Source organism: Frigoribacterium faeni, from assembly GCF_011761235.1.
GTDB classification, from domain to species: Bacteria; Actinomycetota; Actinomycetes; order Actinomycetales; family Microbacteriaceae; genus Frigoribacterium; species Frigoribacterium faeni_A.
The window spans coordinates 685,324-706,706 of record NZ_JAAOYW010000002.1 but is presented as its reverse complement, the minus strand read 5'-3'; the positions used below and the strand labels follow the sequence as shown (position 1 = coordinate 706,706).

The following is a 21,383-nucleotide window of genomic DNA, read 5'->3' as shown; positions in this document are numbered from 1 at the left end:
GTACCCCGGAACATCACATCGCACCTCCTCGGCCCCCTTGTTTCTTTTGTTTGCATTCTGATAGCTTCTGCACAGTCGCAGCAGAGTTGCTGAGTCTGCACGTTCAAAGGAGAACGCATGTACCAGGTCACGAGGCGCACGCTCTGGGTGCGGAGCGCCGTGGTCGTCGCAGCGGCGGGGCTCGCCCTGACCGGCTGCACCAACGAGGGGACGACCGCCGCGGGAGGCGGCACGGGCGACGCGGCGGAGGCCGTCAGCCCCAGCGCCAGCAGCGGCGACGGCTGCACGATGCAGACGTACGGCGGCAGCGGCGTCGAGGCCGTCGACCTGAAGGGCGCCAAGATCGGCTTCTCGCAGTCGGAGCCCGACTCGGCCAGCTTCCGGGCGGCCGAGACGCAGTCGCTCAAGGACGCCGCCGCCGACGCGGGCGCCGAGCTCGTCGTCACGAACGCGAACAACGAGCTGCCGAAGCAGATCAGCGACATCCAGGACCTGCTGAACCAGGACGTCCAGATCCTCGTCGTCGCCCCCGTCAACTCCGACGGCCTCGACCCCGCGCTCAGCGCCGCGGCCGACGCCGGCGTGCCCGTCGTCACCATCGACCGCAAGGTCACCAACGCGCCGTGCGAGGACTACCTGACGTTCCTCGGCAGCGACTTCGTCGACCAGGGCAAGCGGGCCGCCGACGCCCTCGCGAAGGTCACCGACTCGAAGGCGAACGTGGCCGTGCTGCTCGGCCCGTCGGGCAACAACGTCACCGACGGCCGCCAGAAGGGCTTCGTCGACCAGGTCGAGGCCGAGTACCCCGACATCACGATCGTCGCGCAGCAGACCGCCAACGCGAGCCGCTCCGAGGGTCAGGACGTGACGGCGCAGCTGCTGCAGTCGAACCCCGACATCGACGCGATCTACGCCTTCAACGACGAGGAGGGGCTGGGCGCGATGACCGCGATCAGCGACGCGGGCAAGACGCCGGGCGAGGACGTCAAGATCGTCTCGATCGACGGCACCCGCAACGCCGTACAGGCCATCGTCGACGGCTCGTACAACGCCGTGATCGAGTCGAACCCGCGCTTCGGGCCGCTCGTCTTCGAGACGCTTGAGAAGTTCTACGCGGGCGACGCGATCCCCGAGGACATCATCATCAAGGACGGCGAGTACACCTCCGACAACGCCGAGCAGGATCTCGACCAGGCCTTCTAGGCCGGCCCCGGGGCTGCTCGCCAGCCCGACCCCAGGAGGCGCGGCGCGGTCCGCGCAGGGCCGCCCGCGCCTCCTGGGCCCCTGTCTCCGACCTGCGGCGGGTCGCCGTCGTCCGTGGCGGGCCCGCGTCGACCCGCCGCCGCAGACGGGGACCCGCCGCACCGCCTGCCGCACCGCCCGCCGCGCCACCCCCGACCCCCACCCGCACAGAAGGGCCCGTCGATGACGACGACCTCCCCGCCCCCGACCGCCACGGCGGAGCGCCCGACCACGCCCGCGCTCCAGGCCGACGGGGTCACCAAGCGCTTCGCCGGCGTGACCGCCCTGAGCGGCGTCTCGTTCAGCGTGCAGCCCGGCTCGATCCACGCCCTCGTGGGCGAGAACGGCGCCGGCAAGTCGACGCTGATCAAGGTGCTCACGGGCGTGCACCGTCCCGACGAGGGGCGCCTGCTGCACCAGGGCGTCGAGACCTCGTTCGGCCGGGCCGCCGACGCGCAGGACGCCGGCATCTCGACTGTCTACCAGGAGGTCAACCTGGTGCCCCTGCTCAGCGTGGCGCGCAACGTGTTCCTGGGCCGCGAGCCGCGCACCCGCCTCGGGCTGATCGACGTGCGGCGCATGGAGCGCGAGGCCGCCGCGATCACCCGCGACCTCGGCGTCGACGTCGACGTCACGGGCGACCTCGGACGGCTCGGGCTCGGCATCCAGCAGATGATCGCCCTCGCCCGGGCCGTCAGCGTCGACGCCCGCGTCGTCATCATGGACGAGCCGACCTCGTCGCTCGAGCGCCGCGAGGTCGACACGCTCTTCACCGTCGCCCGGCGGCTGCGCGACCAGGGCGTCGGCATCGTCTTCGTCTCGCACCGCCTCGACGAGCTCTGGCAGCTCTGCGACGCGGTGACGATCCTCCGCGACGGCCGGGTGGTGCACACCGGCGAGATGGCGCCGCTGACCCGTCGCGAGCTCATCTCCCACATGCTCGGCCGCGACATCGACGACGTCGCCGCCCACGGCGCGACCGGCTTCGGCGACCCTGCCGCCGGTCCCGTGGGCGATCTCGAGGGCGCAGGAGGCGCCTCCTCGGCTCCCGGGGGAGCCCTCGTCGGCAGCGGCGTCGGCACCACCACCGCGACCCCGGCCCTCAGCGCGGACCCGGTGCTCAGCGTGAGCGGGCTCGACGCCCGCGCCGCCCTGCACGACGTGTCGTTCGACGTGCGGCAGGGCGAGGTCGTCGGCCTCGGCGGCCTGCTCGGCAGCGGGCGCAGCGAGACGGTCAAGGCCGTCTACGGCGCGCTCGCGACGACGGGCGGCGAGGTGCGCGTGGGCGGCGAGCCGCTGCGGCGCAACTCGATCCGCTCGTCGCTGGCGTCGGGCGTCGCGCTGCTCAGCGAGGACCGCAAGGCCGAGGGGATCATCCCCGAGCTCAGCGTGCGCGACAACATCGTGCTCGCGGTGATGGACCGCGTCTCGACGTTCGGCGTGATCAGCGACCGCAAGGTCGACGAGCTCGTCGACACCTTCGTGCGCCGGCTCGGCATCAAGGTGTCGAGCCCGCGCCAGCTCGTCTCGCAGCTCAGCGGCGGCAACCAGCAGAAGGTGCTGATCGCCCGGTGGCTCTGCACCGAGCCGCGCGTGTTCCTGCTCGACGAGCCGACGCGCGGCATCGACGTGGGCGCCAAGCGCGAGGTGCAGGGGCTGATCGACGAGCTCGCGTCGCGCGGGCTGGGCGTCGTGCTCATCTCGAGCGAGTCGGACGAGCTCGTCGAGGGGTCCGACCGCGTGGTCGTGCTGCGCGACGGCCGCGTCTCGGCACGGCTCGAGGGCGACGACGTGACCAGCTCGCGGCTGCTCGCCGCCCTGGTCGGCGACGCCGGGGGTGCCGAGAGCGCTGGGGGCGCCGGGGGCGCCGACTCCGATCTCGACGCCGACGCCGGCCCCGACGTCCGTCGCGAGGGAGGTGCCTCGTGAGCACGCAGACCACCACGCCGGAGGCGCGGGTCGAGTCCCCGACGAGACGTCGCCGCGTCGACGCGGCCTGGGTCGCCCGCAACGGCGTCTACCTCGCGCTCGTCGTGCTCGTGCTGCTCAACGTCGTCATCACGCCGTACTTCGTCAGCGCCTCGAACCTGAGGCTGCAGCTGATCCAGGCCGCGCCGGTGATCATCGTCGCCCTGGGCATGTCGCTCGTGATCGGCACGAAGGGCATCGACCTCGGCGTCGGCTCGGTCATGGCGCTCTCGGCCGCGATCATGCCGCTCTACATCGGCTACGGCACCCTGCCGGCGATCCTCGTCGGCGTCGCCGCCGGGCTCGTGACCGGCTTCGTCTCGGGCACGCTCGTGTCACGGCTCGGGCTGCAGCCGATCGTCGCGACGCTCGCGATCTTCGTCGGCGGCCGCGGCCTCGCGAACGTCATCGGCGGCCAGATCAAGAACCTCAGCGACCCCGGGCTCGTGCGCCTCGGCAGCGGCTCGACCCTCGGCGTGCCGAACACGGTGCTCGTCGCCGCGGCGGTCTTCGCCGTCGTCTGGTTCGTCGTGCGCCGCACCACCTTCGGCCGGGGCGTCGAGGCCATCGGCGGCAACCCGCGGGCGGCCGAGCTCGCGGGCCTGCGCCGCACGCGCATCCTGCTGATCGTCTACATGGTCGCCGGGGTGCTCGCGGCGCTCGCCGGGGTGCTCGCCGCGGCCCGCTCGCAGGCGAGCGACCCGCGCACGCTCGGCCTGCTCATGGAGCTGAACGCCATCGCCGCCGTCGTCATCGGCGGCACCCCGCTCACCGGCGGCAAGGTCCGCGTCGTGGGCACGGTCGCCGGGGCGCTGCTGATGCAGCTGCTCGTGTCGACCCTCGTCGCGCAGGACGTGCCCGACTCCGTCGCCCAGATGATCCAGGCCGGCGTCATCGTCGTCGCGGTCTGGGTGCAGCTCGGAAGGAAGAGATCATGACCTCGTCCCCCGCCCCCGTGCTCGAGTCGGCCGCCGACTCGACCCGGGTCGTCCGCACCGCCCGCTCGCGCGGCGAGGTGCTGGCGCGGCTGGCCCAGCGCAACGGAGCCCTCGCGACCCTCGTCGTGCTGGTCGTGGCGATGGCCGTCGTGTTCCCGTCGTTCGCGACGGCCGGCAACCTCAGCCAGATCGCGATCCAGTCGTCGTTCTTCGCGCCGCTCGCCCTCGGCATGACGTTCGTCATCTTCACCGGCGGGATCGACCTCAGCGTCGGCTCGGTCTACGCGCTCGGCGGGGTGCTCGCCGCGTGGGGGTCGCAGTACGGCCCCGTCGTCGCGGTGCTGCTGCCGCTCGCGGGCTGCGGCCTGATCGGGCTCGTGCAGGGCACGATCATCTCGCGCACCGCGATCCCCGCGTTCATCGTGACGCTCGCCGGGCTGCTCTTCGCGCGCGGCCTGCTGCTGATCCTCACCGACGAGGGCTCGACGACCTACAAGGTGCCGGCCGACAGCGCGTTCCTGCAGCTGTCCCGCGGCACGTTCCTCGGACTCGGCTGGCCCGTGTGGATCACGGTCGTGCTGTTCGCGGCAGGGGTGCTGGTGCTGCGCCGCACCTCCTACGGCTCCACCCTGCTCGCCGTCGGCGGGCAGGAGGACGCCGCCGAACTCATGGGGCTGCCGGTGCGCCGGTCGAAGGTGATCGTCTACACCGTCTCGGGGCTGCTCGCGGGCCTCGCGGGCGCGCTGACCGCCTCCTACACGGCGTCGGGGGTGACGACGCTCGGGGTCGGCCTCGAGCTCACCGCGATCAGCGCCGTCGTGCTCGGCGGCACGCTGCTGACGGGCGGCGCGGGCACCGTGTTCGGCTCGCTGGTCGGCATCGTGCTGCTGCAGGTCGTCGCGAACCTCATCAACAGACTCGGCCTGACCAACTCCAACTGGCAGGCCGTGGTGAACGGCGTCCTCCTGGTCGCCGTCGCCGTGGGACAGGTGCAGCTGTCCCGGATCCAGGCGAGGTCGCGCCCCGGCGACGACTGAGCCCGCGCGCGCGAGGTCGGTGCTGCAGATGCCGACCGATCGCCGCACAGAAGTGCCTCTTCGCTGCATTGCAGCCCTTCGCGAGCTCCTCTGGTCGGCATGTGCGACCGAGGAGGCGCGGTGGGCGACGGGCGGACATCGAGATCACCGATAGGAAGGTCAGTTCCATGTCACAACCACGACGAAGTGGTCCACCGACGCGAGGAGGCGCCGCCACGGCGCTGCTGCTCGCCGCGGTCATGGCCACCACCCTGGGCCTCGGCCAGACGGCGCAGGCCGCCGGCACGCCGACGCCCACGCCCTCCGCCTCGTCGGCGCCCGCCGACCCGAGCGCGTCGCCGAGCGCGTCGCCCACCGCCGACCCGAGCGCGACGCCCAGCGCGTCGCCGACCGCCGACCCGAGCGCCGACCCGTCGGCCCCCGCGGCCGACCCGACGGCGTCGCCCAGCGCGGCACCGAGCGCGGCGCCCGCCCCGCAGGCCCTCGCGCCGAGCGCCGTCGCGGCGCACGGCCTGAAGGGCGAGTACTTCCGCCTCGGCGGAGCACCCGACTTCACCCTGCTCGAGCCCGCGACCGCCACGGTGCTCGACACCGAGGTCGACTACGGCAACCTCGTGCCGGTCTTCGCCGAGCGCACCGGCCAGGGCGAGAACGCGGGCGCCCGCTGGACGGGCACGATCACCGCCCCCGCCACCGGCAGCTACACGTTCTCGGCCAAGGGCGACAACGGCATGCGCCTGTGGATCGACGGGAAGAAGGTCATCGAGCACTGGGTGAACGACTGGGAGGTCGAGCAGGTCGGCACGCCCGTGCAGCTCACCGCGGGGCAGGCCGTGCCGTTCCGCTTCGACATGTTCCAGGCGACCGGCGGGGCGAACATGCACCTCAGCTGGACCGGCCCCGGCGTCGAGAAGTCGATCGTCCCGCTCGAGGCGTTCGCGCCTCCTGCGGACTTCGCGACCTACCCCGTGCAGGCCAGCGTGCCGCCCGCGGGCGACGCCGTGAACGTCGTGCTGCCGGGCGTCGTGGGAGGCGCCGACACGGTCGCCGACCACCTCACGCTCTCGGTCGACCAGACCGGGTTCCCCGTCGAGGCGGTGACGCTCGCCGCCGACGGCCGCGGGCTCGTCGTCACCCCGGGCGGCCCCCTGCAGCAGGGCACGACCGTCCGCGTCGCCTACGACGGCCTCGGCGGGCTCACCGTCGACGGCGTCGCCGTGCCCGCGTTCGACCAGCCGGCCGCGAACCTGTCGACCTACGTGCTGACGACGCCCTGGGCGGAGGACGTCGACCCGACGAACCCGCTGCCCGAGTACCCGCGTCCGCAGCTCGCCCGCGACGCCTGGCAGAACCTCAACGGCCAGTGGCAGTTCGCCGCCTGGAAGTCGGGCGACCGCCTGCCGTTCGGCAAGGACCTCGCCGAGCAGATCGTCGTGCCCTACCCGGTCGAGGCGCAGCTCAGCGGCCTCGAGCGCCACGAGGACTCGATGGTCTACCGCCGCACCTTCGAGACCCCGAAGGAGTGGAAGAAGAACGCCAAGAACCGCGTCGTGCTGAACTTCGGCGCGGTCGACTACCAGGCGACCGTCTACGTGAACGCCCGCAAGGTCGCGACGCACACCGGCGGCTACGACGCGTTCAGCGCCGACGTCACCGACGCGCTGAACAAGAAGGGCGCCAACGAGATCGTCGTGCGCGTCGACGACACGACGGGGAACCAGCCCCGCGGCAAGCAGGACCCGAACCCCAGCGGCATCTTCTACACGCCCGCCTCGGGCATCTGGCAGACGGTGTGGCTCGAGCCGGTGCAGGCCGCCCACATCGACCGCCTGAAGATGACGCCCGACCTGGACGCGCAGGCGCTCGAGGTGACCGCGGTCTCGGCCAGCGCCTCCTCGGGGTCGAAGGTCGAGGTGCTCGTGCGCGACCACGACGGCGTCATCGTCGGGTCCGCCAAGGGCGCCGCGAACCAGCGCCTCACGGTGCCGGTCGACGAGATGCACCTGTGGAGCCCCGACGACCCGTACCTGTACGACGTCTCGGCGACCATGCAGGGAGGCGGCAGCAAGGACGCCGTCACCAGCTACCAGGGCATGCGCTCGATCGAGATCGCGAAGGTCGGCGGCCAGCAGAAGATCCTGCTGAACGGGCAGGAGACGTTCCTGCTCTCGACGCTCGACCAGGGCTACTGGCCGGACGGCGTCTACACGGCGCCGACCGACGAGGCCCTCGCGTGGGACATCGCCACGACGAAGGACCTCGGCTTCAACACCATCCGCAAGCACATCAAGGTCGAGCCGGCCCGCTGGTACTACCACGCCGACCAGCTCGGCATGATGGTCTGGCAGGACATGCCCGCCAACAACGGGGGCAACGCCGACCGCGCGACGCAGGACGTGTTCCGGTCGCAGCTGCGCACGATGATCGACCAGCACGACTCGTTCACGTCGATCATCGGCTGGGTGCCCTTCAACGAGGGCTGGGGCGAGTGGAACCGCGACATCACGGGCGAGATCGCCGACGGCGTGAAGGCCCAGGACCCGTCGCGGCTCGTCGACGCCCACAGCGGCGTCAACTGCTGCAACTCGAAGGGCGACAGCGGTCGCGGCGACGTCATCGACTGGCACCAGTACACCGGGCCGGCGCTGCCGCGTCCGGACGCGCGCCGAGCCGCCATGGACGGCGAGCACGGCGGGTTCTCGTACTCGGCTCCGGGCCACGTCTGGCCCGGCGGGTCGGTCAACCCCTACGGCGAGGTCTCCACGCCCGAGGAGCTGACGGCCGCGTACGTCGAGAACACGGAGGCGCTGGTCGGCCCCGCGTCGACCTACCTGTCGGGCTCGGTCTACACCCAGCTGACCGACGTCGAGGGAGAGGTCAACGGCTTCTGGACCTACGACCGACGCGTCGAGAAGATGGACCGCGACGCCGTGCGCGCCGCGAACCTCGAGGTGATCGCCGCCGGCTCCGGCGGCTAGGCCCCCTGGCCGCGGCCGGCCGGCCGGCCGCCGGCTGGCCGGTCGGCCGGCCGTGAACCGTCAGAGAAGGTCCTTCCCGAGCTCGGGGAGGACCTTCTCCGTCGGTTCGCGGGGTCGAGCCGGTGCCGAGGAGGCGCGGGCCGGGCACCCGGGACAGGCTGCGGCCCCGGGGGCCCCGGCCCCTAGTTCTGCGGGGGGATCGTCTGCCGGTCGGTGGGCTTGTCGGTGGTGACCGGCACCTCCACCGTGGGCTCGGGGGTGGCGGGCTCGGGCGTGGCCGTGGGGGTGACCACGGTCGGGCTCACCGTCACCACGGGGTCGTCGTCGCGCTCGCCGCAGCCGGCGAGCAGCGCGACCGCGAGCGCGGCGACGGCCGCCGCCGCCCCGGCCCGGCCGGCCCGGCCAGCCCGGCCAGCCCGGCCGGCTCGGCCGGCTCGGCCGGCTCGGCCAGCCCTGCCGGTCGCTCTCGTGCGCGTCGTCTCGTCCATGCCCCGAGCCTAGGCACTCCCCGTGCCCGTCGAGTGGTCGAGAACGGTCCCTCCCCGGCGCCCGAGCCACCACGTCCGACCGCTCGGCGCCCCTAGACGGCCCCGACGAGCGTCCAGGCCCCGCCGTCGCGACGGGTGACGCGCGCGCTGCGCACCTCGGCCAGCCTGCCGACCGTCGACTCGACCGCGGCGCCGACGCCGAGGGCGAACGGGTCGTCGGCCCCGGTGAACCGCACCACGAGCTGCGGCTCGCCGCGCACCATCATGATGTCGTTCGCCTCGACGGTGGTGAACTCGGCGGCCGACTCGGCGGCCCGGGGCAGCAGGGCGTCGGGCCGCACCCCGGGGCGCAGCGAGCCGACGGCGAGCAGGACGCGGTACGAGGGCATCCCCCGAGCCTAGGCACTCCCCGTGCCCGTCCCCGTGCCCGTGCCCGTGCCCGTGCCCGTGCCCGTCCCCGTCCCCGTCCCGTCCCCTCCCCGTGCCCGTCCCTTCCCCGCATTGGTCGAGTGGTCAGGAACGGTCCCTCTACGACCCCCGAGCCACCACATCTGACCGCTCGGCGCCCCGAGCAGGTCCCGCCGGCCCCGCCGAGTTCACACGCGCGACCCACGGCCGACTCGGGCCCGACGCGAGCGCCTGCCAGGCTCGCCCCATGAAGCGCACCGCCTCCGCCCGGCTCGAGTTCGACGTCGCCGGCCCCGCCGAGTTCGTCCTGTCGATCGCCGCCTCGGCCCTGTACGAGCAGAGAGCCGAGGAGGCGCTGGTCGTCACCCAGCACGGAGCACCGGTGGCCGTCCGCGAGCTCGTCGACCAGCACGGCACCCGGCTGCACCTCTGCGACGTGGGGGCGGGCAGGGTGCTCGTCGACTACCGGGTGGTCGTCGAGGGGCGCCTCGCCGCGCCTCCTCGGGACGAGCTCGACCTGGTGCGCTCCCGCCGCCCGAGCCGGTACTGCGAGTCGGACACCCTCGCGCCGACGGCGCGGGCCGAGTTCGGCGGGCTCGCCGGCCGCGACCTGCTCGCGGCCGTCAGCTCGTGGGTGGGCTCACGCCTCGCGTACGTGCCCGGCGCCAGCGCCCCGACCGACGGGGCCGTGCAGACGCTGCTCGACCGGCAGGGCGTCTGCCGCGACTACGCGCACCTCGTCATCGCGCTGCTGCGCGCGCTCGACGTGCCCGCCCGGCTCGTGTCGGTCTACGCGCCGGGACTGTCGCCGATGGACTTCCACGCCGTCGCCGAGGCCTTCGTCGACGACGAGTGGCACGTCGTCGACGCCACGACGCTGGCGCCGCGCAGCACGCTGCTGCGCATCGCGACGGGGCGGGACGCCAGCGACACCGCGTTCCTCACGAGCCACGGCGGCGCCGTCACCGTCGCGTCGATGCAGGTCGGCGCGGTCGCCGACGAGCTGCCCGACGACGACGTCACCGCCTTCGTCAGCCTCGGCTGACCGGCCCGCCGCACGCGCCCCCGCATCCGCCGCACGTCCCCCGCCCGCCGCACCCGCGGCACACGCCCGCCGCACCCGCGTAGCACCCGCAGCCCCCCCCCGAACCCCGAAGTGGACGATGCACCCCGTCATTTCGGGGTGCATCGTCCACTCTGGGGTGCATGAGGGGCTGCAGGAGGCGGTGCCTGCGCGGGCGAGGCGGCATTCAGTCGTCCTCGACGGCCGGCCACGACGAAGGCCCCGCCGTCGCACGCACCGCGCCCCCCCGAACCCCGAAGTGGACGATGCACCCCGTCGTTTCGGGGTGCATCGTCCACAACGGGGTGCGGGAGGGGGTGCAGCAGGGTGCGGGAGGGGGCAGCGGGGTGCAGCAGGGGGTGGGGGGGGTGCAGCAGGCGGTGCAGGAGGCGGTGCCTGCGCGGGCGAGGCGGCGCTCAGTCGTCCTCGACCGCCGGCCACGACGACGGCCCCGCCGTGCCCGCCGGGTACTCGTCGATCGGCACGTCGCCGGCCCGCCACGCGGCCAGCACCGGCTCGACGATGCGCCAGCCCTCGACGGCCGAGTCGCCGCGCACCGAGAGGGTGGGGTCGCCGTCGAGGATCCCCGCGAGCACCTCGCCGTAGGCGGTGAGGTCGCCGAGGCCGAAGTCGGCGTGCAGGGTCGCGCGCGACAGGTCGTACGAGTCGCCGGGGCCGTTGACGTTGAGCTCGAGCGACATCTCGTCGGGCGCGATGGCGATCCGCAGCCGGTCGGGGGTGCCGCCGCCGACGAACTCGCGGGGCACGTGGGTCGGCGGGCGGAACGTGATGACGATCTCGCGCCTCCTCGAGGCCAGGGCCTTGCCCGAGCGCAGCCGGATCGGCACGCCGGCCCACCGCCAGTTCTGCACCTCGACGACCATCTCGGCGAGCGTCTCGGTCTCGACCGACGGGTCCACCCCCTCCTCGTCCACGTAGGCGGGCAGGTCGCGGCCCTCGATGGTGCCGGCGGCGTAGCGGGCCCGGCGGCTGTTCGCGACGGGGTCGTCGCCGAGGAGGCGCGTGGCGCGCAGCACGAGCTGCTTCTCGTCGCGCAGGTCGAGGGCCGACAGGGTGGCGGGCGCGTTCATGGTGAGCACGGCCATCACCTGCAGCAGGTGGCTCTGGATCATGTCGACGAGGGCGCCGGCGTGGTCGTAGTAGCGGGCGCGCCCTTCGAGGCCGAGCGTCTCGTCGTAGACGATGTCGATGCTCTCGACGTGCTGGTTGTTGAGCATCGGCTCGATCAGGCGGTTCGCGAAGCGCAGGCCGAGCAGGTTGAGCACGGTGGCACGGCCGAGGAAGTGGTCGACGCGGTGCACCCGCTCCTCGGGGACGAGCTCGAGCACGAGGTCGTTGAGGCGCTCGGCCGACTCGACGTCGGTGCCGAACGGCTTCTCGAGGGCGAGCGACGTGCCCGCCCGCAGGTCGAGCTGCTTCAGCGCCTCGCACGCCTTCACGGTGATCGCCGGGGGCAGGGCGAAGTAGATCGCGGGCGGGGCGTCGCAGGCGTCGAGCAGCCCCTTCAGCGCGTCGACCGACGTCACGTCGGCCGTGATGTACCGGGTGGACCCCAGCAGGGCGTCGACGGCGGGGCCGTGCGCCTCGACGGTGGCGAACGAGTCGGTGACGCGTCGGTGCCAGGCGTCGTCGGCGTACTCCTCGACGCCGGCGCCGATCAGCTGCACGCGTCGCGTCGGCTCGTGCGCGAGCAGCCCGCCGAGGCCGGGCATGAGGAGGCGCGAGGCCAGGTCGCCGGACGCGCCCAGGATCAGCAGCGTCACCGGCTCCGAGCTCGGCCCTCCCTCGTCGCCGATGGTGCCGGTCGTGGGGTCCGTGGCCGTGCGTCGCGTCGCGGTCGTCATGCGCTCGACCGTAGACCGCGCGCCGGGGGCGTGTCCTGCCCCGCGTGCCGCCCGCTCGCGTCCCGCCTGCTGGCGCCCCGCCTCCTCGCGTCCCGCCCGCGACCCGCTCGCTGGCGCCCCGCCTCCTCGCGTCCTGCGTCGGACGCCCGGCCGTCAGCAGCCGAGCTCGGGCAGGCTCGCCTCCTCGTCCCAGCGGCTGAAGGTGAACACGGCACGGCCCGCGGCGTCGGCGGCCGTGAACGACAGGGGACGCGGCTCGCCCTCGGCCGAGACGACGAGCGTGCCCACCACCGACGACTCGTCGCCGACGACGAGCTCGACCGTCGCGGGCTCGCCGGGGCCGCCCTCGACGACGGCGCCGGTCGAGACGGTGAGCGCGGAGTCGCCGCTGCGCAGCAGGGTCGACAGCAGCGTCGGCGGCGACAGCAGGGGAGCGAACCGGGTCACCGCGTCGTCGGCCGACGAGACGCAGGAGGCGGCGGTCGTCGTGACCTCGGAGGTCGCGCCCGAGGTCCGCACGTCGGTCGTCTGCACCCCCGCGTCGTCCTCGACCTCGACCCGCGCGGAGTAGTCGGCGGCGGTGCCGACGAAGGTGACGACGAGCTCGCGGCCCTCGGGCTGCTCGTCGGAGCCCCGCGGGGCGTCCAGCAGCTCGGTGAACGTGCCGGCCATCGTGACCGACGTCGCGGTGCGGACCGAGCGCAGCACCGCGTCGAGCGCGGTCGGCCCGTCGAGGTACTCGACGCCGTTGCGGTCGGGGTCGCTCAGCTCGACCTCGGGCAGGTCGATGCCCGTCGGCGTGGGGACGACCGGGCCGTCCGAGCCGCAGCCGGCGAGCAGCACGCCGACCAGCGGCAGGGCGACGAGCGCGGCGAGGCGCCGACGGCTAGCCCGCATCGGCCACGCAGACGCTCTGCGCCGACTGGTCGCCCAGGTCGGCCGGCTCGAGCGACACCGGCTCGCCCGCGGTCGCCTCGGCGGCGCGCACGACGAAGCACGAGTCGTCGGTCACGAGGCCGCCCGCGCGGGGGATCCACGCCTCGGTGCCGCGCACGAGCTGGGTGAGGTCGGTGGCGGCGCCGTCGGAGGCGACCGCGTAGAGGTCGTACGGCACGTCGGGCCCGTCCCAGTCGAGCCGCACGTTGCCCTCGCCCGCGGCGATGGTGAGCGCGGTCACCTGGGGAGCCCCGGCCGACGTCAGCGACAGGATCATCAGCGTCGCGCCGACGCCGACGGCCAGCACGGTCAGCACGCCCGACACGATGAACGCGGGGTGGCGCCACAGCGGACGCTTCTTCTCCTCGCGGTGCTCGAGCTCGGGCAGCACGCCGATCTCGCTGCCGAGCTGCCGCTTCGGGGGGACCGCGACGGCCTCCCCGTCGTCGGCCGCGGTGCCTGCGGTGCCCGGGACGCTCGCGGGGCCGCGGCCTGCGCGCTCGCCCAGGTCGGGGGCGCCGGGCTCCCAGCCGAGGCTCGACGCGGTCAGGGCCGTGGGGGCCGACGACCAGGTGGGCGCGAGGGGCGCCGAGGAGGCGGGGGCCGGCAGGGACGGGACCGCCGGCGGCAGCGACGAGGCGGGCGCCGGCACCGAGGCGGCGGGCGTCGGCGCAGGCGAGGAGGCGGCCGACGAGGGCGCGGCCTCCGACGCGTACGAGGCGGCCGGGCGGGGCGGCGGCGTCACGGGGGCGGCGGCCGACGCAGGGGCGGCGGCGGGCGCGGTGGCGGCGGGCGCCGTCTGGGCCGGGGCGGGGTGCTCGCCGGCCGGGGCGCCGACCGGGTCGCCGTGCGGGGCGCGGGGGGCGCCTCCGGGGGCGACGGCGTCGACCGGGGCGTCGGCGGCACGACGGGCGCGGCGACCGCGCGTCACGGTCAGCTCGAGGTCGTCGTCCTCGAGCGGGTCGGGCTCGGTGCCGCCCCCGCGGTGCTGTCCGTCGCTCATGGTCCCCCTGGGCCGTCACCGCCCGGTCTGTCGGTGGTGGCCCTTAGTATATGGAGCACTCGACGAGAGGGGGGCCGGGGCAGTGAGACGATCCCTGCGCGCCGCCGTCCTCGCCCTGGTCGTCGCGGCCACCGCCTCCTCGTCGCTCCTGGCCGGCGTCGCCGAGCCCGTGCTGGCCGCCGGGCCTGTGCTTGCTACGGGGCCTGTGCTCGCTTCCGGGCCTGTGCTCGCCGCCGGGCCCGCTGCCTCCGCGACCGGCGGGCCTGCGTCCGGGCAGGGGGCCGACGGGGCCGAGGCGACCGAGCCGCCGGCCGACCCCGGGCTGGTCGTCATCCCGTTCGGCGACGAGGGCGAGGTCACGATGGCCGACGGCTGGTCCGTCGCCGACTGCGACGCGGTCTCGCCCCCCGAGGGCACCCGACTCGACTGCGAGCCGAGCCGCCTGACCCTCACCGCCGACGAGTACGACCCCGACGCCGGCACGGTCGTCATGCCGGTCGAGCTGCGCAGCGGCGCCGCGCGGATGACCGTCACGTACCGCGTCGAGCAGGCGCCGCCGACCCCGCCCGCGGCCGACGAGCTCGTCTACGACCACCCGTTCGACTCGGGCGCCGCGGCGCTCCTGCCGCTCGCCGACCTGCTGGTCCGCTGCGACGGCTGCGAGGGCGCGGGCGCCGGGCTGCAGGTGCGCGGCGTCTCGCCCGAGGGCGCCGCCGTCGCCCGGGCGACCCCGTCGCACCTCGCCGTGCAGTCGGCGCCCGGGTTCGTCGGCGACGCCGTCGTCTCGTACCGGCTGCGCGACGCCGAGGGCCAGTGGTCCGAGACGACCAGCCTGACGGTGGCCTTCACCGCACCTCCTGCGGGGGCGACCGGCGCCGAGCCGCTGCGGGCGCTCGCCGTGACGGTGGCCCTCGCCGACGAGGGCGACACGGTCGTCGACCTCGGGTCGCTCGCGTTCGCGGGCCGGTCGGGCGACGACGCCGACGCCCCCGCGCTGCTCGGCTGCGGGGTCCCGGCCGCGGGCACGGTGCGCTGCTCGGGCGACGAGGCCGTCTACACGCCGCCCGTCGGCACCGACGACGACCCTGCCCCCGACGTCGACCAGTTCGCGTTCCACGTCGCGACGCCCGACGGCCGCCAGGCCACCGGCAGCGTCACCGTGGTGCGCCCCCGCACCGACGCCGCCGAGGCGCTGCCCGTCGGACTCGCCCGCGTGGCGCCCGTGCCCGGCACTCGCGACGCGGCCGACGGCGACGCGGCCGACGGCGACGCGGCCGACGACGACGCCCCGGTCGTCCGCGGCCTCGTGCCCGCCCTGCCCTCCGACGACGACGAGGGCGACCCCGACGCGCCCGTCCTGCTCGCGCCCCTGCTCTCGACCCTCGACCGCCTCGGAGGCACCCCGTGACCCTGCGACTCAGCCTGCGCGACCCTGCCGACCCGGCCGCCGCCTCCTCCGACGACCCCGGCGCCGGCGAGCGCTCGTTCCTGCTCGACGTGACCGACGACACGTCGGTCGCCGAGGTCGCCGAGAGCCTCGGCGTCGACCCGTCCCTCGTGGCCCCGACGGTGCACCCCGACACCGCGCTCGTCGACGCGCCCGTGCTCAACGGCCAGACGCTCCCCCCGCAGGAGGCGCCCGCCCTGCACCCGGGCCAGCCCCGTCTCGAGGTGGTCGGCGGGCCCTTCGCGGGCGAGGTCGTGCCGCTCGCCGCGGGCACCCCGCTGCGCATCGGCAGCGGCGCCGGCGTCGACCTGCGCATCGCGGACCCGTGGCTCGCCGGGCACCACGTCACGCTCACCCTCGACCCCGTCGACGAGGCCGCCGGCGCTCGCCGCGGCCCGCTCGCCGCGCGGCTCTCGGTCGTCGAGGGCGCCGCCGCCGTCGCGGTCAACGGCGAGCCGCTCACCGGCGACGGGCGGGTCGTGCCGGCCGACGTCGTGCAGCTCGGCAGCTCGGTCGTGCGCATCGGCCTCGCCCCGTGGAGCGACGCCGACACCGCGCCCGACGAGGTCGGCATGCGGGGCTTCAACCGCACCTCCCGCATCTCGCCCGTCAAGGCGCCGCCGGTCGTCGTGCTGCCGGGCGACCGCCCCGACGACGCCGACAAGACGCCGCTGCCGTGGCTGTCGGCGGTGATCCCCGTGATCCTCGGCGTGACGATGGCCATCGTCTTCAACCGCCCGGTGATGCTGATGATGGCGGCGGCGTCGCCCGTCATGGTGATCGGCACGTTCCTCACCTCGCGCTCGCGCGCGAAGAAGAAGGGGCTGCGCACCTTCGACGAGTGGCAGCAGGACATCGTCGACGGGCGCACGCGCATCGCCCAGCTCGTCCGCGAGCAGCGGCTCGAGAGCTGGTACGCGCAGCCCGACCCCGTGGTCGTGCGCGACGTCGCCACGCTGCCGCTCTCGCGCCTGTGGGAGCGACGCAAGCGCGACGCCGACGCCGTGCACGTGCGGGTCGGCGTGACCGAGGTGCCGCTCGACGTGCGCTTCGAGGGCGGCAGCAGCCGCGACCGCGCGACGCCCCGGCACGTCGGGGTGGCCCCGTCGCCCGTCGCGGTCGACCTCGCGGCCGGCGTGGTCGGCGTGGCCGGCGCCCCCGACGCGACGCGCAGCGCCGTCCGCGCGATGCTCGCCTCGTTCGCGACGCTACGCTCGCCGCGCGACGCTCAGATCGTGGTGCTCTGCGACGACGACGACGCGGCCCTGTGGCAGTGGGTGCAGTGGCTGCCCCACGCCCAGGCCGGCTCGTCGGTGGTGGCCCTCGTCGGCAACACCGACGACACGCGACGCGACCGGCTGCGCGAGCTGAGCGCCCTGACGACCGCGCGCCTCCGTGCCTCGACCGAGCGCGGCTCGGCCGCCTTCGACTCGACCGTCGTGGTCGTGGTCGACGGCGCCCGTCGGTTCCGCATGCTGCCCGGCATGGTGTCGCTGCTCGAGTCGGGCGGCCAGGCCGACGTGCACGTCGTCGCGATCGACAGCGACCGCACCCGCCTGCCCGAGGAGTCGCGCACCGTCGTCGTCGTCGACGGCGAGGACCACTCGCTCGCCCGTCTCGAGTCCGACGCCGCCTACTACCCCGACGTGCTGCTCGACGGGCTCTCGCTGCCCGCGGCCGAGCAGATCGCCCGCAGCCTCTGCTCGATCAAGCACGTCAGCGGCGTGGGCGACGAGGGAATGCTGCCGACGTCGGTGCGCTACACCGAGCTGCTCGGCGTCGACCTCGACGACCCCCAGGCGATCGTCGAGCGCTGGCAGCTGTCGCCCCGGCGCACGAACGTCGTCGTGGGCGCCGGGCCCGACTCGCAGTTCGCCGTCGACATCGCCGCCGACGGCCCCCACGCGCTCGTCGCCGGCACGACCGGCTCGGGCAAGTCGGAGTTCCTGCAGACCTGGGTGGTGTCGCTCGCGCTGGCGAACCGGCCCGACGCCCTCAACTTCGTCCTCGTCGACTACAAGGGCGCCTCCGCCTTCGAGGACTGCTCGCGCCTGCCGCACACCGTCGGCATGGTGACCAACCTCGACGCCCGCGAGACCGAGCGCGCGCTGCAGTCGCTCGACGCCGAGCTCAAGCGTCGCGAGACCGTGCTGCGCCGCCCCGAGCTCGCCGTCAAGGACGTCGACGCGGCCTGGTCGAAAGACCCCGAGGCGGCCGCCCGGCTCGGCCTCGCCCGGCTGATGATCGTCATCGACGAGTTCGCCGAGCTCAAGACCGAGCACCCCGACTTCATCAACGGGCTCGTCCGCATCGCCCGCGTCGGCCGGTCGCTCGGCGTGCACCTCGTGCTCGCCACGCAGCGCCCCAGCGGCGTCATCACGCCCGAGATGCAGTCGAACATCAACCTCCGCGTCGCGCTGCGCGTCACCGACCGGGCCGACTCGACCGACGTGCTCGGCTCGCCCGAGGCGTCGCTGATCGGCGTCTCGACGCCCGGCCGCGGGTTCGTCCGGGCCGGCGTCGGCGTCGCCCCGGCCGCGTTCCAGACGGCCCGGGTCGCCGGCGTGCGCCCCGGGGCGCACCGCACGCGCAAGGTGCTGCCCGCGCTGGCCGAGCTCGACTGGCGGGCCGTCGGCTACCAGCCGCGGTTCCCCTCGCAGGGCGCCGCGTCGACGGGCGTCGACCAGGACGACACCGACCTGCGCGCGCTCGTCGACCTCGTCACCGAGGCGACGCGCCTGCTCGGCGTGCCCGCGAACCCGTCGCCGTGGCTGCTGCCCCTGCCCACGATGCTCCCGCTGGAGGCGGTGGTCTCGTCCGCCGCGGACGCCCCGGCCCCCGACGGCACGGGCACCGCCGCGCACCCGCACCAGCTCGTGATCGGCCTCGAGGACGTCCCCGCGCAGCAGACGCAGCGTCCCCTCGTCTGGGACGTCGCCTCCGGCTCGCACCTGCTCTTCATCGGCTCGGCGCTGTCGGGCCGCACGACGGCGCTGCGCACCCTGCTCGCGCAGGCCGTGCGCGCGCACGACCCGGCCGACCTGCACCTCTTCGCCATCGACTACGGCAACGGCGGCCTGCTGCCGCTGGCCCGGGCCCCGCACACCGGCGCCGTGGTGACCGCCCTCGAGCCGACGCGGCTGCCGCGGCTGATGACGCGCCTCCTCGACGAGCTGTCGCGCCGGCAGACCGTGCTCTCGCGTGCCTCCGTCGGCAGCGTCGTCGAGCAGCGCAGGCGGGCCGAGCCGGCCGAGCGGCTGCCGTTCGTCGTCGTCGCCGTCGACGGCTGGGAGCGGGTCACCTCGACCCTGCAGTCGGACGAGCTCGTGCTGTTCCGCGACCAGATGACCCGCGTGCTGCGCGAGGGGCCCGGCGTCGGCATCCGCGTCGTGATGGCCGCCGACCGCACCGTGTCGGGCGACCGCGTCTCGGGGTTCATCGGCGACCAGTACGTGCTGCCGCTGCGCGACGTCAACGACTACCGCGGCGCGGGCGTGATGATCCGTGAGCTGCCCGAGACGGTGCCCGCCGGTCGCCTGATGTTCGGGGCGAGCGCCCGCGAGGCTCAGGTCGCCGTGATCGGCCGCGACGCGTCGGCCGAGGCGCAGTCGGCCGTGCTGCGCGAGGTCGTCGAGGAGGCGCGGGCCCGGTCCGAGGCCGAGCCGCGCGACCCTGCCCTGCCGGTCCCGTTCCGCGTGGACGCCCTGCCCGGGGCGCTCTCGCTCGGCGACGCCGCCGAGCTGCCGCGCGCCTCCTGGTCGCCGGCGGAGTCGCCGACCGTGGGCGTCGGCGGCGACGTGCTGTCGCGGTACACGATCGACTGGCCGGCCGTCGGCGGGTTCGCGGTGATCGGCGACCGCGGCACCGGGCGCTCGACGGCCCTCGCGACGATCGCGCACCAGCTCATGTGGGACGCCCGCCCCGTGCTCGTCGTCTCGACGCGCGAGTCGCCGTTGACGCGCTGGGCGCGGGCCGCCGAGGTGCCCCTCGCCGTGTCCGCCGCGTCGCCCTCGGCCGGCGACGACGTCGCGGCCGAGGTGGCCCGCGTCGGCGACGACGTCGTGCTCACCGTCGTCGTCGACGACGTCGAGACCCTGCGCGACACCCCGCTCGAGCAGGCGCTGATGGCGCACCGCGACCGTCTCGCCTTCGTCGTGGCGCTCTCGCCCGACGCCGCCGGCAAGACGTTCTCGGGCCCCTACGGCGAGGTGCGGAAGACGCAGGAGGGGCTGGTGCTGTCCCCGACGTCGGCCCTGGTGGGCACGCAGCTCTTCGGGCAGAAGATCCCCAAGTTCATGGTCGGGCGTGCCGGTGCCGGCGGGGGAGCCCTGCACAGCGGCGGACGCTGGGCGCAGGTGCAGGTGCCCGACGTCACCCGCTGACGCGGCGGGGCCGGCGGGTCGGGCGGGTCGGGCGGTCCGGCGCTGCGTCCCTCCCGACGCGGGCGGGTCCCCGTCGTCCGTGGCGGGCGGGCGCCGACGCGCCGCCGCCCACGGGGACCCGCCGCGCGCCCTGCAGGTGCGGGCGGTCGCGTATCGTGGAGGACGGCTTCGAGGGGACGACGTGACGGGGACTGACGGCTGATGGCATCGCGCTGCGAGTACTGCGGGGCCGAGCTGCGCCCCAACAGCATGTTCTGCCTGTCGTGCGGGCAGCTCGTGACGACAGGGCGGGCGCCGGTCGTGGCGCCGTTGCCCGCGCCGCTCGCCAGCACGCGCCCGCCGCTGGAGCGGACGGTGCCGCCGGCCGCGCGCGCCGCCGCGGCGGCCCCGGCGCCGGCGTCGACCGGCGCGCCCGCTGTCCCCGCCGCCGACAACGCTGGTCCCGCCGCGTCCGCAGGCCCCGCTGTGCCTGCCGCCTCGGCGACCGCACCGGTGCCGCCGACCGAGCCCGCGCCTCCTTCGCTCGTGCCCCTGACCCAGCGGACGACGTTCGTCGTCGCGTTCTCGACCGGGCAGCGGCTCACGGTCGACGGCCCGGTCGTCGTGGGGCGTCGCCCGGAGCAGGCCGCGGCCGAGGCCGGCGCGGCGGCCTTCGCGGTGGACGACCCCGAGCGATCGACCTCGCGCGCGCACGCCGCGTTCGACGTCGTCGACGGGCAGCTCGTGGTGACCGACCGCGGCTCGGGCAACGGCACGGTGGTGCACCGCTCCGGCGTCGAGATCGAGTGCGTCGAGGGGCGCCCCGTCGCGCTCCGCCCCGGCGACGAGCTGGAGCTGGGCTCGGTCGGCGCGACCGTCGCCGCCGGCTGAGGCTCGGGCCGGGTCGCCGGCCCCGTGCCCGTGCACCGTCCCGGCCCCTAGGCTCGTCCCCGTGACCACGACCTCGCGCTCCCGCCGTCCCCTGTTCGTCCTCGCCGCCGTCGCGTCCGTCGTGGCCCTCGGGCTGACCGGCTGCGGGAAGATCGTCGACCGCAGCGACCTCGAACTGGGCACGGCCATCACCATCGACCCGGTGTCGTCGCAGGCGAGCGAGGACGCACGGGTGAGCATCGCCGTGACCGACTTCGAGCGGGTGTCGGACGACGAGGTCGCGACCTGGGAGTCCTTCGACGCGACGGGCGTCGACGTCTTCCGCGCGTCGGCCGATCTCGAGGTCGTCGAGGGCACGTTCCCCCAGGAGGGGCTGAACGGGTTCGAGACCGACAACTGGGGCCTGGTGGTCGACGACGAGGTCGTCAAGCCGAACCGCCTCAACGGGGCCCTGCTGCAGGACGAGGACTTCATCTCGGCCTGCCCGCTCTACGACGCGGCCCTCACCCCGGTGCTGGCGGACGAGGGCGAGGCCACGGCGTGCCTCGTGCTGACCGCCCCCACCGGCGCCGAGCCGACGCGGGTCCTGTTCGACGACTTCTTCGAGTCGACCCGGCGCACCACGAACAAGGGCGAGGCCACCTGGGTCGTCGACGGCTCGTGACGCCTGACGCCTGACGCTCGGCCGAGGCCGGGCTCGGCGGCCGGCCCTCGCTCGGGGTGAGCGTCGCTCGGTAGCATCGACGCATCCGATCGAC

At 74.8% G+C, this 21,383-nt stretch carries 15 protein-coding genes; 10 read left to right on the top strand and 5 right to left on the bottom strand.

Annotated features, from left to right (window positions below; all coding sequences use genetic code 11):
- The first annotated feature begins 117 nt into the window (after positions 1-117).
- From FHR78_RS09810 to FHR78_RS09790, 5 genes are all read left to right on the top strand, one after another.
- Entirely contained in the window at positions 118-1,203 is a 1,086-nt protein-coding gene (locus FHR78_RS09810) for an ABC transporter substrate-binding protein (RefSeq protein ID WP_166760312.1), read from the top strand.
- Positions 1,204-1,425: 222 nt separating this feature from the next.
- Positions 1,426-3,171, top strand: coding sequence for a sugar ABC transporter ATP-binding protein (locus FHR78_RS15190; RefSeq protein WP_166760311.1), 1,746 nt, complete (start codon positions 1,426-1,428; stop codon positions 3,169-3,171).
- A complete protein-coding gene (locus tag FHR78_RS09800) occupies positions 3,168-4,148 on the top strand; it encodes an ABC transporter permease subunit (RefSeq protein WP_166760310.1) in 981 nt (326 codons plus the stop codon). The genes FHR78_RS15190 and FHR78_RS09800 overlap by 4 nt, the downstream gene beginning before the upstream one ends.
- Positions 4,145-5,185 carry an ABC transporter permease gene (locus tag FHR78_RS09795; RefSeq protein ID WP_166760309.1) on the top strand — a complete coding sequence of 347 codons (1,041 nt, stop codon included), beginning with the start codon at positions 4,145-4,147 and terminating at the stop codon, positions 5,183-5,185. The genes FHR78_RS09800 and FHR78_RS09795 overlap by 4 nt, the downstream gene beginning before the upstream one ends.
- Before the next feature lie 167 nt (positions 5,186-5,352).
- Positions 5,353-8,163: a PA14 domain-containing protein gene (locus tag FHR78_RS09790; RefSeq protein WP_166760308.1), complete on the top strand. Its 2,811-nt coding sequence runs from the start codon at positions 5,353-5,355 to the stop codon at positions 8,161-8,163.
- Positions 8,164-8,345: 182 nt separating this feature from the next.
- Here the strand turns inward: FHR78_RS09790 and FHR78_RS09785 are convergent, their stop codons facing one another.
- Complete coding sequence (locus tag FHR78_RS09785; protein WP_166760307.1) at positions 8,346-8,651, bottom strand: hypothetical protein; 306 nt, start codon at positions 8,649-8,651, stop codon at positions 8,346-8,348.
- 92 nt (positions 8,652-8,743) lie between these two features.
- Positions 8,744-9,040, bottom strand: a complete 297-nt coding sequence (locus FHR78_RS09780) for a hypothetical protein (RefSeq protein ID WP_166760306.1) — start codon at positions 9,038-9,040, stop codon at positions 8,744-8,746.
- A gap of 266 nt (positions 9,041-9,306) precedes the next feature.
- Between FHR78_RS09780 and FHR78_RS09775 the strand changes: the two genes are divergently transcribed.
- Positions 9,307-10,104 (top strand): transglutaminase-like domain-containing protein, encoded by a 798-nt coding sequence (locus tag FHR78_RS09775; protein WP_166760305.1) that lies wholly within the window; start codon positions 9,307-9,309, stop codon positions 10,102-10,104.
- A gap of 434 nt (positions 10,105-10,538) precedes the next feature.
- Here the strand turns inward: FHR78_RS09775 and FHR78_RS09770 are convergent, their stop codons facing one another.
- From FHR78_RS09770 to FHR78_RS09760, 3 genes are all read right to left on the bottom strand, one after another.
- Positions 10,539-11,987, bottom strand: a complete 1,449-nt coding sequence (locus FHR78_RS09770; protein WP_166760304.1) for a glucose-6-phosphate dehydrogenase — start codon at positions 11,985-11,987, stop codon at positions 10,539-10,541.
- A gap of 153 nt (positions 11,988-12,140) precedes the next feature.
- Positions 12,141-12,884, bottom strand: a complete 744-nt coding sequence (locus FHR78_RS09765; protein ID WP_166760303.1) for a hypothetical protein — start codon at positions 12,882-12,884, stop codon at positions 12,141-12,143.
- A complete protein-coding gene (locus tag FHR78_RS09760) occupies positions 12,874-13,926 on the bottom strand; it encodes a hypothetical protein (RefSeq protein ID WP_166760302.1) in 1,053 nt (350 codons plus the stop codon). The genes FHR78_RS09765 and FHR78_RS09760 overlap by 11 nt, the downstream gene beginning before the upstream one ends.
- Before the next feature lie 82 nt (positions 13,927-14,008).
- Here FHR78_RS09760 and FHR78_RS09755 point away from each other — a divergent pair, with 82 nt between their 5' ends.
- The 4 genes from FHR78_RS09755 to FHR78_RS09740 all read left to right on the top strand — a co-directional run bounded on the left by FHR78_RS09755 (position 14,009) and on the right by FHR78_RS09740 (position 21,289).
- Positions 14,009-15,334, top strand: a complete 1,326-nt coding sequence (locus tag FHR78_RS09755; protein WP_166760301.1) for a hypothetical protein — start codon at positions 14,009-14,011, stop codon at positions 15,332-15,334.
- Positions 15,331-19,755, top strand: coding sequence for an FtsK/SpoIIIE domain-containing protein (locus tag FHR78_RS09750; RefSeq protein ID WP_166760300.1), 4,425 nt, complete (start codon positions 15,331-15,333; stop codon positions 19,753-19,755). The genes FHR78_RS09755 and FHR78_RS09750 overlap by 4 nt, the downstream gene beginning before the upstream one ends.
- Before the next feature lie 201 nt (positions 19,756-19,956).
- Positions 19,957-20,625, top strand: coding sequence for an FHA domain-containing protein (locus FHR78_RS09745; RefSeq protein WP_166760299.1), 669 nt, complete (start codon positions 19,957-19,959; stop codon positions 20,623-20,625).
- 61 nt (positions 20,626-20,686) lie between these two features.
- A complete protein-coding gene (locus FHR78_RS09740) occupies positions 20,687-21,289 on the top strand; it encodes a hypothetical protein (RefSeq protein ID WP_166760298.1) in 603 nt (200 codons plus the stop codon).
- The last annotated feature ends 94 nt before the right edge of the window (positions 21,290-21,383 follow it).